This is a genomic window from Planctobacterium sp. AWM4_229 (assembly GCF_056160305.1).
In genome coordinates, this window is the sequence record NZ_JBSWWX010000005.1 from 411,001 (window position 1) to 425,270 (window position 14,270).

Sequence of the window (14,270 nt, forward strand, 5' to 3'; positions counted from 1 at the left end):
CAGCGGTTTATCGCTGGTCCGCTTATTTAGTTATACCCAAACTACCTCAAGATACTCGACTTCAGCGGGAGAATAAAAGGATTTAGGCAAGGCAAATTGTAGAAGGCATGGTTGTTCTCACGTCGATACAATTTAACGCAGCATAAATGCTTTTAGGCCCCGCCCTTCGGGAGCTTCACAGCGCTTCCATTACTGTGTTGCACTTGTTTGAAAGGTAGCCGACATTCCTTCTCAAGTGCGCCTTGTACTGAAAGCGCTGTGATAGCTCTGAAGCTGGCATCTTGAGGTAGCTTGGGTATATAATCCTCCATCGCAACTGCCTATTTTATTTAAGTTTTTTCCATCTGCGCCGATGACCAGCAATAAGCGGGATTAAATCTGATTTTTGCTGTCCTCACACGGTGAATACTGTATTATCGGTGATGTTTAATCAGTGGCTAGAGGGGAATTGGCTTGCTCACTGTATCTGGTTTATAGTTAGATATGGAAATACCTCTGGTATAAGTCTTGCAGCCAAACGTTGGTTGACCCTGTTTTTGGCTGAAGTCATACAACTAACAACAAAAAATTGACGAAATTATAAAATCAAGACGGCAAAATACTTAAGTGCGTAATATTCAATCAGGATACAATTCTAACACAAGGGCAACCGGGCAAATCCAGGCGCGTAAAGGGCTTGGCGTTTCCAGTTTAGTGGTTTTTTTGATGCTCACTTGCCTGAGCTCCTTCACTTCCTTTGCTCAGCAGCCAAACGATCGACTCATTGAATTGCGAGGCGCAAAAAATTCCACAGAACAATATTCTGGCGCTACCTATGGCCCGATTGATTCCGACGATACTCTGTGGCGCATTGCGGATCGCTATCGTCAGAACAAAAACCTAAGCATCTATCAGGTAATGGTGGCCATCTATGAATTAAATAAAGATGCCTTTGCCACTGAAAACCTTAATACCCTGAAAAATGGCGCCATGTTGCGCTTACCCTCAGAGCGGTATATCGCTCGAATCGATGCCACAAATGCAAAAATCAAATCTGAACAAGATGACGATGCATGGTCTCCGGAAAATAAACCCGGTGAAAGCCTGGTTAACCTTAAGCCACCAGTCAAACTGGTTAATCGCGATGATCTGGCGGAAACCAAAACTGAAATTGAATCCCGTCTCAACCGCATTAATGAAGAGCAACAAGCGCAGTTTAATGCCATCAGACAACAGTTTGCTGAGTCAATAACTAGCGTAGAGTCATTGTTAGACGAAAATCGCAAAATATTTGATCGACTGGATACGGTAAACAAAGAGATCGACCAGCTGCGAGAGCGCGCCAGCCAAGACCAGGTTGAACAATCTCAAATGCTACAAATCCAGCAAGAAATGCTGGAATTGTTGACGCCTAAACCTGAGGAAGAGAAATCGCTAGATTTGTCATTTTTGACCTCAGATATCTTTATTATTGTCTCATCGTTATTGCTCACCTTGTCAGTTTTGGGTGGATTGACGATGTTCTTATTACGGCGCAAAGGCGACGAAGCGCCAGCGATTGAAACTGCCGCTCCTGCACCTGCCCCTGAAATGGCCTCAAAAGCCGTAGAAGAATCAGATGTATTGGATGAGTTGAGCTCAGATAGTACGGATGAATTAGGGGACGATGATTGGGCAGATGATGATCTGTTTGGTGATGACGACCTCCTACAAGATGAATTTGCAGAAGAGCTGGATGATTCGTTAGACAAGGTACTCGAAGAAGAGATGGGTAGCCTTGACATGGATGACGACCTGTTGAGCGGCGATGATGACGATTTCGGTGATTCAGATAGCGGGTTGTTGGACCAAGGTGATTTGGATGATTTGTTCGCATCTGATGAATCAGACGATGATGCCGTTGAATTGTCTGAAGCCGAAGACGACGTGGATGGCATTCTGGACGAATTTGCGGAGTTAGATGAGCCCGAGGTTGAAGATTTCGATAGCGGCCTTGATGAAGAACTTGACGCAGATGAACAACCCGATATCGACAGTATTTTGGAAGAGGCTGCAGAAACAGAAACTGCTGAAGAAATCACAGAAGAAACTCCTGAACCCGAACCCGAACCTGAACCAGAACCCGAACCCGTTGCGGAAGAAAATGCTGAAGAGCTAGAACCTTTCGATGCCGAAGAAGTTCTGGGCATTGCAGATGAAGATTTGTTAACCGATGAGGCGGTTGAAAAGTTAGAAGACAGCATCGAACAACAAAACGAGCAACTGGATAACATTACCGAAGAGCTGACGGAAGTATTACAAAATGCGCCACGTAAGGCGCCGGGTGATCCTGATGTTGCGATAGAAGAGCCAGAAACAGCATTTGGCGATGATGTTGCATTTGGAGATGATGTCGCCTTTGGGGATGATGCAGAGTTTGGAGACGAAAACGACTTTGAAGATTCATCCTTCTCCGATGAAGCAGATCTTGCAGACAGTTTGCTGGATGAAAGTGATTTAGATGACGTCTCCAGCGACTTATTTGCTGAAGATGAAGATGACTTGCAAGCACCCGAAGACGAACTGGATGCCATGGTAGCCAATCAGCCGGATACTGACGTAGAGTCTTTACAGGATGAGCTGGCTGATGAACTCCTTGCCGAGTTGGGTATTGAGGAAGTTGCTGACGATGATTCCGGGCAGATGGACCTCGCCGATGAATTATTAGCAGAATTGGGTGTTGAAGATCCTGAAGTCATGAACCAGGAGCCGGACAGTACTCAAGATGATATTGCTGACGAGCTGTTGGCAGAAATGGAAGCGGAAACCCAAGATGAAGATGACATTGATCAGGACTCATTAGCCGATGAGTTGTTAGCTGAGCTCGGTGTTGCAGATGAAGATAGTGAGCAAATTAGCGAGGATAGTCCTTCGCAAGCTGAGAACGCACAGGATGACCTTGCTGATGAACTACTTGCCGAACTGGGAATGGAAGGGGATTCGGATAGCGATTCTGAATCTGACCCCGATGAAACTACAGATACCGAAATAGATAATACCGCAGAGCTGCAAGATGTAGGTTTTGAAGAGCTTGATTCAGTTGATGACGGTGTAGATGCCATTGAGTCAGAGGATGCCATTGAATCAGAAGACAGCAGTGCTGAATCATTCGAGTTACCCGACGACGCTGAACTAGAGAGTTTAGTGGATGACATTGAAACAGAGGCTCCGTCAGAAATTGAAGCAGAGCTTCAGCCAGAACTAAAAGAAGAGATTCAGCCCGAAACCGATGAGCCAGGCCAGGAAGAGCCGGATGATTTTCAAGGTTCTGCAGAACCAGATGAACTTGCCACATCAGATGACGGTGAGCTTGATAACGAACCTGATGTTTTAGCTGAAAATCTGCCTGGACAGAACGACGAAAGTGAGGACTTTACAGATGAATCTTCGCTTATAGATGAGCCAGAAAATAACGCGCAAACAGATCCTGAATCCCTTATGGCAGAACAGGATGAGTTTGTTGCAGAAGTCGAGGATGACACTGAGACAGTTGCCGATCTTGCTGATGATGTTATCGAACAAGGCTATGATGTTGATAGCGATGAAGATAGCGAAGCCGAAGTCACTGATGAACTTCTTGATGAGCCGTCAAATTCAGATGATTCTTTAGAAGCAGAAGCAGAAGCAGAAGCAGAAGCAGAAGCAGAAGCAGAAGCAGAAGCAGAAGCAGAAGCAGAAGCAGAAGCAGAAGCAGAAGCAGAAGCCAAACCCAGCTACCCAATAGATGATATCACCGACGAGGACTATAACGATTTATTAGACTCCCTCGCGACTGATGGTGAACAGATAGATGGCCAGGTTGCTGATGAAGACGCTGAAACAAATGGTTTATTCTCTGGTGAATTATCACTTGAAGATATCCCGGATATTGCTTCAGATGATTTTGGTGCTGGAACTGAACCTGAAGAAGAGAAAACTCAAGCGTTCGAAGAAGAAACCGATGAGTTGTCTTTAGAGGATATTCCAGAATTAACGGAAGATGCATTCAGTTCAGTAGGTAAAGAGTCTACGGTTGATGAATCTGATTCATTGCCGGATTTCTCTGATTTGCCTCAGGGTGATCTATTAGAGCCGGAATTACTCGACGATGAACCTCAATCAGCGCAGTCTGAGAACGAAATATTAGAAGACAGTCTGACTGATATTGAAGACGCAACAGAAGATCCAACGCTGGTAGAAGATACGCTGGCTGAACCAGAAACAGACTTGTTGCACGAAGATACGCTGGAAGACAGTCTGACCGATATTGAAGAAGCGCCAGTGGAGCCAGAGCTGCTAGAAGATTCGCTGGACGACAGTCTGACCGATATTGAAGGCGCACCGGTAGAACCTGAATTTGCAGAAGAGCCTGAGCTGGCAGAAGAGCCTGAGCTGTTAGAAGAGCCTGAGCCGGCAGAAGAGCCTGAACTGGCAGAAGAGCCTGAACTTGCAGAAGAGCCTGAACTTGCAGAAGAGCCTGAACTGGCAGAAGAGCCTGAACTTGCAGAAGAGCCTGAATTTGCAGAAGAGCCAGAGCTGGTAGAAGAGCCAGAGCTGGCAGAAGAGCCAGAGCTTGCAGAAGAGCCTGAGGTGGCGGAAGAGCCTGAGCTGGCAGAAGAGCCTGAGCTTGCAGAAGAGCCTGAGCTGGCAGAAGAGCCTGAGCTTGCAGAAGAGCCTGAACTTGCAGAAGAGCCAGAGCTGGCAGAAGAGCCAGAGCTGGCAGAAGAGCCTGAGCTGGCAGAAGAGCCTGAACTGGCAGAAGAGCCTGAGCTGGCAGAAGAGCCTGAGCTGGCAGAAGAGCCTGAGCTGGCAGAAGAGCCTGAGCTGGCAGAAGAGCCAGAGCTGGCAGAAGAGCCTGAACTGGCAGAAGAGCCTGAACTTGCAGAAGAGCCTGAACTTGCAGAAGAGCCTGAATTTGCAGAAGAGCCAGAGCTGGCAGAAGAGCCTGAGCTTGCAGAAGAGCCTGAGCTTGCAGAAGAGCCAGAGCTTACAGAAGAGCCAGAGCTGGCAGAAGAGCCTGAGCTGGCAGAAGAGCCAGAGCTTACAGAAGAGCCAGAGCTTACAGAAGAGCCAGAGCTTGCAGAAGAGCCTGAGCTTGCAGAAGAGCCAGAGCTTGCAGAAGAGCCTGAGCTTACAGAAGAGCCTGAGCTTACAGAAGAGCCAGAGCTTACAGAAGAGCCTGAGCTGGCAGAAGAGCCTGAACTTGCTGAAGAGCCTGAATTTGCAGAAGAGCCTGAATTTGCAGAAGAGCCAGAGCTGGCAGAAGAGCCAGAGCTTGCTGAAGAGCCTGAGCTTGCAGAAGAGCCTGAGCTTGCAGAAGAACCTGAACTTGCAGAAGAACCTGAACTTGCAGAAGAGCCAGAGCTTGCAGAAGATCCTGAACTGGTAGAAGAGCCTGAACTGGCAGAAGAGCCTGAGCTTGCAGAAGAGCCAGTGCAGGTTGAAGAAACTCTGGTGGAAGAGTCATCCGAGCCGGAACTGGCGGAACCGGAAACAGACTTGCTGGATGAAGATTCGCTGGAAGACAGTCTGACTGATGTTGAAGATTTGTCTGAAGAGCTGGATGAAGAGGGCCAGTTGGAAGCGTTGTTAGATGATTCTGATGCGGAGCAGGAGTTTGATAGCCAGGAAGGGGAACTCGATGATTTTGATGAAGCACTGGCAGAGTTCTCTGAAGGGGCAGAAGAAAGAGCCAATCCAGAAAGCGATATCGATGATATCGACGAAATTTATGGTTACAAAGACACCAGTGTAGATTTTGATGTTGAAGAGACGCGCAAAGATGTTTCGCTACAAGATCTGAAGCTAACACCAGAAGAAGAATCTGTTGAATCAGTAGAATCTGAACAGCTAGAGACAAAATCACTGGATGCCGAACAAGAGTCGTCTGAAGAACCTCAGAGTGATGGTGAAGAGTTAACCGATGATGATGGATTAACAGATGACGACCTGGAATCAGCGTTTCTTGAGCAAGGTGATGAAAATGATCTTTTGGATGATGATGAACTTCCAGAGCTGCTTGACGAGCCAGATCAGGAAGATGAATCGAATCCTGACAGTGCACTAGACGATTTACCCGGACTGGGTGAGTGGTTAGGTGAGGACGAGGAGTCTGATCTTGACGACATCAGCCTGGACAACTGGGCAGAGCAAAAAGAAGACAGTATCGAAGAAGCAAACAGCCTTGATGATGCTGAGATATCTTCAGAATCAGAGTCTGAAAATAACCTTAATGATATTCCCTCTTTTGGTGGCGAATCTGAAGTGGCCCCTGAGAAACCTGAAGATACATCTACCGAGATGTCAGAGTTGGAAGATGTGTTTGGTTCCGATGATTCAGATGAGGACCTTGAGCAGCTAGCGCATGCGCTGGCGGATTCTGGTGATGATACTTTGCCTGAATTGGCCGATGATGACGAAGCCGCTCTCAGTGAATTAGAAAATACCAGCTTTGACGACATCTTGGGTAACATAGACGCGGCATTAGAAGATGATCTGGAGACAGAAGATAGCGTTGAGAAAGAGCCGGACTTTCCCGAAAATCCAGACTTAGATTTGGCGGCATTACTCAGTGACGACGAAGATGTGTTGCATGAAGAAATTGCAGAAGAAGCACAAGAGCAACAGGCAGAATTAGATGTTGATGACGATTTTCTTGATGTAGAAACGCTTTTGGAAGAAAGCTTGCAGGAGGATGAGGCACCGCTATCTGAAAAGGATTTGAATATCGATATTAACCTTGAAGAGTTTACCGGTGTTGCTTCTGACGAAGACGTGATTGATGTCGACAAAGACCAAGGCATCAATGCCAAGTTAGATCTTGCCCACGCTTATCTGGAGATAGATGATGCAGAGTCGGCGGAAATCTTATTGAATGAAGTCATCGAAACGGGAACGGCTGAGCAAAAACAAGAAGCTCAAGATATTCTGACTCAATTGAAACGTTAGCTTTGAAAGTTCCCGGCGTTTCTTTTAACATGCAGCGTTTTTTCTACTAACCCGGTTATTATGGCTAGAGTCGCATTAGGCATTGAATACAACGGGGCTGCATACTTCGGGTGGCAGCGCCAGCGTAACGTTGACAGTGTTCAGCAACAATTAGAACAAGCGTTATCGCACATCGCGCAACATAAAATAGATGTGGTCTGTGCTGGACGCACTGATGCCGGTGTGCATGCCAGTAATCAAGTAGTGCATTTCGATACTCAAGTTGACAGGCCAGACAAAGCCTGGAGCATGGGCGGCAACACCAATTTACCTGATACAGTTGCCATTAAATGGGCCAAACCGGTTTCTGACGATTTTCACGCGCGCTTCTCTGCCACAGCAAGGCGCTATCGTTACATTATCCATAATGTCAGGTTGCGTTCAGGCATATTCTATGGCGGTGTCACGCATCACTACCATCCACTGGACGCTGACCGTATGCACGCTGCTGCACAAAGTTTAATTGGCGAACAAGACTTCTCGGCATTTAGAGCTTCGCTATGTCAATCCAGAACACCATTTCGCAATGTTCATCATATTGATGTCACAAGACAGGGCGATTATGTCATTATTGATATTAAAGCTAATGCCTTCGTACATCACATGGTGCGTAATATAGCAGGTAGTTTGATGAAGGTGGGAAGTGGCGAGGAGTCTGTTGAGTGGATAGCTGAGCTGTTGGTCCGTAAGGACCGAACGCAGGCCGCAGCCACGGCTAAACCTAATGGCTTATATCTCGTTGCCGTTGATTACCCGCAAGAATGGGGGATTCCTCAAATGCCTCTTGGGCCGCTATTCTTGCCAGACCAGCTGGGTTAGAGCAGCTCTAATTTCTGGTTTTTCGGCGACGTTCATAACATCTTAGACCACATGGTCTTTCAATTGCTGTTAGAATGCGGCAATATCGCGTGGTAAAGCGCACAAACAAAATAAACATGTTCGGTGAAAGTGTAGATATTTGGCGATAAATCCACTTTAAAAGTGCTTAAATTGCCTGTTAGCTTTCATCTTGCTAATTAAAATGTGAGAGAACTGAATTCAATGAGTTGGATCCAAAAGATACTGCCCAAGACCCAATCCGCCGTAAAAAGTAACGTTCCAGAAGGGATCTGGACTAAATGCGGCAAATGTAATGCAGTGCTGTACAAAGTGGAACTGGAAAAACAACTTGAGGTGTGTCCCAAGTGCGACAACCACATGCGCATCAGCGCACGAGCCAGGTTAAATCACTTTTTAGATCAAGGTGGACGTACCGAGTTAGGCTCCGACCTTGAGCCGCAAGACGTATTAAAATTTAAAGATTCCAAACGCTACAAAGACCGTATCGCCGCTGCGCAAAAAGCTTCGAATGAAAAAGATGCGATGGTGGTTATGCAGGGCAAGTTGTGCGGTAAACCCGTAGTGGCCGCAGCTTTTGAATTTGGTTTTATGGGCGGTTCCATGGCGTCGGTAGTTGGCGCGCGTTTTGTCAAAGGTGTTGAAGCCTGTCTGGCCCACAATATGCCACTTATTTGTTTTTCTGCCAGTGGTGGAGCACGTATGCAAGAAGCCTTGTTATCCTTGATGCAAATGGCTAAAACCAGCGCGGCATTGGCGAAAATGAGTGATAAAGGCTTGCCTTATATCTCAGTTTTGACTGACCCCACTATGGGCGGTGTCTCTGCCAGTTTAGCAATGCTGGGCGATGTTAACGTAGCAGAGCCGGGCGCTTTAATTGGTTTTGCGGGTCCTCGCGTTATCGAGCAAACCGTGCGTGAAACTTTGCCAGATGGTTTCCAACGCAGTGAATTCTTGTTGGAAAAAGGTGCCATTGACATGATCGTTGACAGACGTCACATGCGTCAAAAGTTATATGGTTTACTGGACAAGTTACACCACACTTCAGAAAACCCTGTTCAGGCTTAACTAACTTTGACAACTTCTGCACGTCAGCCCGAAGATCTTCAGGGCTGGCTTCAATACCTTGAAGCGATCCACCCCGCCCAAATTGAAATGGGATTGGAACGGGTCGCTAACGTCTACAATACTTTGCAACTGTGCCTCAAAAACAGCACTGTCATTATGGTAGCTGGAACTAATGGCAAAGGGTCTACCTGTCGAATTCTGGAGAGGTTGGCGCAGGCTAGTGGCTTAACTACCGGGGTGTATAGCTCGCCGCATATTAGTGATTATCGCGAGCGAGTGCGCATCAACGATCAGATGTTGAATGAATCCGCGCACTGTCACGCATTTAAACAGGTAGAGCAGGCAAGAGGGGATACCTCGTTAACTTACTTTGAATTTGGCACATTGGCGGCGTTGTATCTGTTGGCAGAAGCAAAACCCGATGTGATCCTTCTGGAAGTGGGCTTAGGCGGGCGACTGGATGCGGTTAATATTGTGCAACCTGATGTGTCAGTGATCACTACAATTGATCTGGACCACCAAGCGTGGCTTGGCGATACACGAGAATTAGTGGGCTATGAAAAAGCGGGGATTATGCGTCGCGAAATCCCCTGTGTGGTTGGTGAACTCGATATTCCTGACTCAGTGTTACAACATGCTGCTGCAACTAAAGCAAACCTTTTTCGCCGGGATGTAGATTTTAAGGTAACCGAATTTGAGCGACATTGGCAGTTCAGCGGCAGTTGCAATGGTTCGGCGTTTTCTCTTGAAAGTTTACCGCCAGGCAAGCTGCCAATTCAAAATGCAGCGACGGCCTTGTTTACCAGCCGGCTTTTAAAGTGGTCGCTAACAGATGAACAAATTCGCCAGGTGTTAAACACCACTACGTTACCTGGTCGTATGGAACCGTTGAGCGAAGATAAGCGAATAGTGGTTGATGTCGCTCACAACCCTCAGGCAACCAGCTATCTGCGTAAACAACTTGAGGGTATCCCTTATCGAAAGCTTATTTTTATATTGGGGATGCTGTCGGATAAGGATTCCAAAGCCAGTCTCTCGGTATTTAAAGATGTGTCTGCCCAATGGATAATTGCACCACTGGATTGTGCTCGCAGCGCTCAAGCTGAAATGCTAGAATCTGCGCTCGCCGATTTTGGCCAGGAAATAGTGACTTGCGCAACCATTGCAGACGCTGTCACTGCCGCACAAAATGCAGCGTCTCATCCTCAAGACCTTATCATAGGCTTTGGATCGTTCTATACTGTTGCCGAAATCAAGCAGGCGTTGACCCAGAGCAGCTAAAACATTTGCTGTTTCGGTGTGCCTGAATAATTATTAGCAAGCAGGAAACTTTACCTTGGCAACCGCATTTCAAAATCGTCTTGTCGGCACTATTATTATTGTGGCTTTGGCCGTTATTTTTCTTCCCGAAATTTTAGATGGTGAAAAACGCCACAGTCAGGATCGCTTCGAGTCAATTCCTGAACGTCCTCCCATGAAAACGTTTTCCAACTCCGAAGAGTTTCCCTTTAAAGAGGTGAGAGACGCAGTAACCCGGGAAGTGGAAATTGTGCAAGAGCAAGCATTAGACGACACCCCAGACCAATCAATAAACGCGGCTGAAGTCATTGACAAGCAAACACCAGAAGTTTCCGTAGATAATAGTTCAGGTTCCGGTCAGACGGTGATGGAGCCCAAAAAAGAGCAAGTTCAAGCTGGTTGGGTTGTGCAATTGGGGAGCTTTAAGCACAGCAAAAATGTCAAGGATTTGCTGCGGAAGCTAGAACAGGCAGGCTATCGCGCCTTTACCCGGCCCATTCGCACCAGCTCCGGTACTTTAACGAAAGTGTTTGTGGGACCAGATCTGGATGAGGCTAAATTGCAAGTTGCCATTCCTCACTTAAAAGAAGTAACAGGGCTGCAAGGACGTCTCACGCCCTTTACCGTGGATTAAAACAAGACATCCCTTTCTGGCTTTGATAAAATGCGCGCCGATTTGAGTGTATTCTCCTTACATGCACTCCCCGTAGCAAAAAATGATGATAATGAATTGGATTGATTTCGCTATTCTCGGCGTAGTGGCCCTGTCAACGATAATAAGCTTGCTCAGAGGTTTTCTCAAAGAAGCCATTTCCCTCGCTATCTGGTTTTCGGCGTTTCTGCTGGCCAGCTTCTTTTACGCCGATCTCGCTGTATACATCACCTGGTTTCAAGACCAAATCATCAGAAATGCGGTGGCCATTGCCATTCTTTTTGTGACCACGTTATTGCTGGGAGGGATTATTAATTACCTCATCTCCCGTTTAGTGGTGTTCACCGGACTGACCGGCACGGACCGTGCTCTTGGTTTGGTTTTTGGCATGTTAAGAGGGGTATTGATTTGTAGCGCCGTTTTATTTTTTATGGACGCCTTTACACCTGCTCCCGGAAAAGATTGGTGGAAAAGCTCAGTGCTTATCCCTGAGTTCGCTTTTATTATCGAATGGTTTTTCGAATATCTGCAGAACTCCTCAAGTTTTATTAGCCCCACTGTATAGGATCTCAATATGTGCGGAATAGCCGGCATTGTTAGTAATAGTTCTGTTGCTCAGGAATTGTTTGATGCGTTAACTGTATTACAACATCGTGGCCAGGATGCGGCGGGAATGATTACTGTTGACGACAGTATGTTTCACCTGCGTAAAGCTAATGGATTAGTCAGAGATGTGTTCCGCAACAGGCACATGCAACGTTTAACCGGAAACCTGGGAATTGCGCATGTGCGTTATCCAACTGCAGGTTCCTCCAGTTCTGCCGAAGCGCAGCCTTTTTATGTTAATTCACCTTATGGTATTGCGCTTGCGCACAACGGCAATCTGACCAATGCCATTGAACTGCAGAAAGAGGTTCTGCAACTGGCTAAACGCCATATCAATACCACCTCTGACTCTGAGTTGCTACTCAATATTCTTGCTCATGAGTTGCAACAAGCAGAAGGGCTAGTGCTTCAGCCGGAGGATATATTCAAAGCAGTTAGTAGTGTGCATAGCAAAGTGAAAGGCGCTTATGCTGTCGTTGCTGCGATTATTGGTAATGGTATGCTGGCTTTCAGAGATCCCCATGGTATTCGTCCGCTGGTGTTAGGTAAGCGCACCACTGAAAAAGGTGATGAATATATGGTGGCGTCGGAGAGTGTGGCGCTGGATTCAGTAGAATTCCAGTTCATACGCGATGTCGCACCGGGTGAAGCGATTTACATCACGGAAGAAGGTCAGTTATTCACGCAACAATGTGCTGAAAATCCGGTACATGTGCCTTGTATTTTTGAGTTTGTTTATTTTGCCCGTCCGGATTCCTTTATCGACGGAATCTCCGTTTACGCTTCGCGCGTCAATATGGGTAAAAAGCTGGGACAAAAAATCGCACAACAATGGGCTGATTTTGATATTGATGTGGTTATCCCTATCCCGGAAACGTCCATTGATATTGCCCTGCAAATTGCCCAGGAACTGGATTTACCCTATCGTCAGGGGTATGTTAAAAATCGTTATATCGGTCGTACATTTATAATGCCCGGTCAGAATCAGCGCCGGAAATCGGTGCGTCGCAAACTCAACGCCATTAAATCTGAGTTCAAAGGTAAAAACGTATTGTTGGTAGATGACTCTATCGTGCGCGGTACCACCTCTGAACAGATTATCGAAATGGCGCGTGAAGCAGGTGCTAAAAAGGTGTATTTTGCCTCTGCTGCACCTGAGATACGTTTCCCCAATGTCTATGGAATTGATATGCCATCGGCTACAGAGTTAATTGCTTATGGCAGGGAAGTGGATGACATCTGCGAATCTATCAAAGCTGATGGTTTAATCTATCAAGACATTGAAGACTTGCGTCAAGCGGTAAGTGCTGAAAATTCGGCCATTAACAGTTTTGAAATGTCGGTATTTAATGGCGATTATATTACTGGAGATGTGACCCAGCAGTATCTCGAAAGCCTGGACCAGGCCAGAAATGACGGCGCTAAAGGGCAAAGCTCAGAAGATGAATTAACTAATCTGGACGTGCATAATATGTCCAATGAGAGTCATGGGTAGCCGACCAGCGACCTGTGGTTGCCACTACCTTAACAAAACAAATAAATGAAAATAGACAGAGTTTAACATGGGAAGAAGTTTCGAAGTTCGTAAAGTCGCCATGGCCAAAACGGCGGCAGCAAAAACCAAGGTGTATTCTAAATACGGTAAAGAGATCTACGTTTGTGCCAAAAATGGCGGCCCAGATCCTGCGGCTAACCTGTCATTAAAACAGTTGATTGATAAAGCCAAAAAAGATCAGGTTCCCAGCCACGTCATCGAAAAAGCCATTGATAAAGCCGTGGGCGGTGCCGGTGAAGATTTTGTGCCAGCCCGTTATGAAGGCTTTGGTCCCGGTAACTGCATGGTGATTGTGGACTGCCTGACAGACAACAACAATCGTACTATCACAGATGTACGTAACTGTTTCACTAAAACTAATTCAAAAATTGGTGCCCCGGGTGCGGTTGCCCACATGTTTGATCATTACGGCGTTTTTGTATTTGCTGGCGATGATGAGGATGCGGTATTGGAATACCTGATGGAAGCCGATGTGGATGTCGCCGACGTAGAGAGCGATGAGGGCAAAATCACTGTATTTGTACCTCATACCGAGTACGCAAAAACGCGTAATGCCTTGACTGAATACCAATCTGACATTGACTTTGAAGTGGAAGAAATCAGCTTTGTGCCACAAACCAGTGTAGATGTGGAAGGCGATGATGTCCCGGTTTTTGAGAAGTTCATGGATATGCTAAACGATTGTGATGACGTGCAAAATGTATATCACAACGCCGTTGTCAAAAACTAAGTTGTAAAGGGGCGCATAGTTGTGCCCCTCATTCTTTTGTCTCCTTCAAATTCTCATTGACTTTCCTCACTACAACCGCTTGAATCTAATAAAAAACCTTATCTGGTTATTATGAAAGTTAAAGACATTATGAGCGCACAACCAGTGTGTATCTCCATGGATGAGACCATGTGGGCGGTAAAGCGTGTATTCGATAAAAATAGCTTCCATCACGTGTTGGTGCTCGACCAGGGAGAGTTGCGTGGTGTGATCTCAGATAGGGACTATTTAAAAACCGTCAGTCCGCATGTAAAAAGTGGTGCCATAACTTCACGAGATCTGGAAACCATGAATAAAAAGGTGCACCAGATTATGTCTCGTAAGGTTGTGTCTATTGATGCCAATGAGCCGGTAATGCGTTCGGTTATGCTGTTTAATCAAAATAAAATATCCTGCTTGCCTGTTTTGGATAAAAATATGCTTGTAGGGATTCTCAGCTGGCGAGATGTAATGCGTTTTCTGGAAGAGCGAGTGCTCAATAAACAGAAAAGTGACTAAGG

9 protein-coding genes are annotated in these 14,270 nt (G+C 46.4%); all 9 read left to right on the forward strand.

Features of this window, described 5'->3' with window-relative positions; genetic code table 11:
- Positions 1 to 606 precede the first annotated feature (606 nt).
- The 9 genes from ACXAGP_RS13555 to ACXAGP_RS13595 all read left to right on the forward strand — a co-directional run bounded on the left by ACXAGP_RS13555 (position 607) and on the right by ACXAGP_RS13595 (position 14,268).
- Complete coding sequence (locus ACXAGP_RS13555; protein ID WP_475262030.1) at positions 607 to 6,945, forward strand: FimV/HubP family polar landmark protein; 6,339 nt, start codon at positions 607 to 609, stop codon at positions 6,943 to 6,945.
- 60 nt (positions 6,946 to 7,005) lie between these two features.
- Positions 7,006 to 7,803 (forward strand): tRNA pseudouridine(38-40) synthase TruA, encoded by a 798-nt coding sequence (gene truA, locus ACXAGP_RS13560; RefSeq protein WP_475262032.1) that lies wholly within the window; start codon positions 7,006 to 7,008, stop codon positions 7,801 to 7,803.
- 222 nt (positions 7,804 to 8,025) lie between these two features.
- Complete coding sequence (gene accD / locus ACXAGP_RS13565; protein ID WP_475262033.1) at positions 8,026 to 8,889, forward strand: acetyl-CoA carboxylase, carboxyltransferase subunit beta; 864 nt, start codon at positions 8,026 to 8,028, stop codon at positions 8,887 to 8,889.
- Positions 8,890 to 8,895: 6 nt separating this feature from the next.
- Positions 8,896 to 10,170, forward strand: a complete 1,275-nt coding sequence (folC, locus tag ACXAGP_RS13570) for a bifunctional tetrahydrofolate synthase/dihydrofolate synthase (protein ID WP_475262034.1) — start codon at positions 8,896 to 8,898, stop codon at positions 10,168 to 10,170.
- A gap of 55 nt (positions 10,171 to 10,225) precedes the next feature.
- The gene (locus ACXAGP_RS13575; protein WP_475262036.1) at positions 10,226 to 10,822 is read left to right on the forward strand and encodes an SPOR domain-containing protein; all 597 of its coding nucleotides are present in this window, start codon (positions 10,226 to 10,228) and stop codon (positions 10,820 to 10,822) included.
- A 91-nt stretch (positions 10,823 to 10,913) separates the two neighbouring features.
- Positions 10,914 to 11,405, forward strand: coding sequence for a CvpA family protein (locus ACXAGP_RS13580; RefSeq protein WP_475262037.1), 492 nt, complete (start codon positions 10,914 to 10,916; stop codon positions 11,403 to 11,405).
- 9 nt (positions 11,406 to 11,414) lie between these two features.
- The gene (purF, locus tag ACXAGP_RS13585) at positions 11,415 to 12,941 is read left to right on the forward strand and encodes an amidophosphoribosyltransferase (RefSeq protein ID WP_475262039.1); all 1,527 of its coding nucleotides are present in this window, start codon (positions 11,415 to 11,417) and stop codon (positions 12,939 to 12,941) included.
- Between the two features lie 67 nt (positions 12,942 to 13,008).
- Positions 13,009 to 13,731 carry a YebC/PmpR family DNA-binding transcriptional regulator gene (locus ACXAGP_RS13590; protein ID WP_475262041.1) on the forward strand — a complete coding sequence of 241 codons (723 nt, stop codon included), beginning with the start codon at positions 13,009 to 13,011 and terminating at the stop codon, positions 13,729 to 13,731.
- 129 nt (positions 13,732 to 13,860) lie between these two features.
- Complete coding sequence (locus tag ACXAGP_RS13595; RefSeq protein WP_475262042.1) at positions 13,861 to 14,268, forward strand: CBS domain-containing protein; 408 nt, start codon at positions 13,861 to 13,863, stop codon at positions 14,266 to 14,268.
- Positions 14,269 to 14,270 lie beyond the last annotated feature (2 nt).

Bases quoted from the DNA above. Each gene is read 5' to 3' on its own strand.
- truA (WP_475262032.1), top strand. From the start codon at position 7,006: ATGGCTAGAGTCGCATTAGGCATTGAATACAACGGGGCTGCATACTTC.
- ACXAGP_RS13580 (WP_475262037.1), top strand. From the start codon at position 10,914: ATGAATTGGATTGATTTCGCTATTCTCGGCGTAGTGGCCCTGTCAACG.
- ACXAGP_RS13590 (WP_475262041.1), top strand. From the start codon at position 13,009: ATGGGAAGAAGTTTCGAAGTTCGTAAAGTCGCCATGGCCAAAACGGCG.
- ACXAGP_RS13595 (WP_475262042.1), top strand. From the start codon at position 13,861: ATGAGCGCACAACCAGTGTGTATCTCCATGGATGAGACCATGTGGGCG.
- accD (WP_475262033.1), top strand. From the start codon at position 8,026: ATGAGTTGGATCCAAAAGATACTGCCCAAGACCCAATCCGCCGTAAAA.
- purF (WP_475262039.1), top strand. From the start codon at position 11,415: ATGTGCGGAATAGCCGGCATTGTTAGTAATAGTTCTGTTGCTCAGGAA.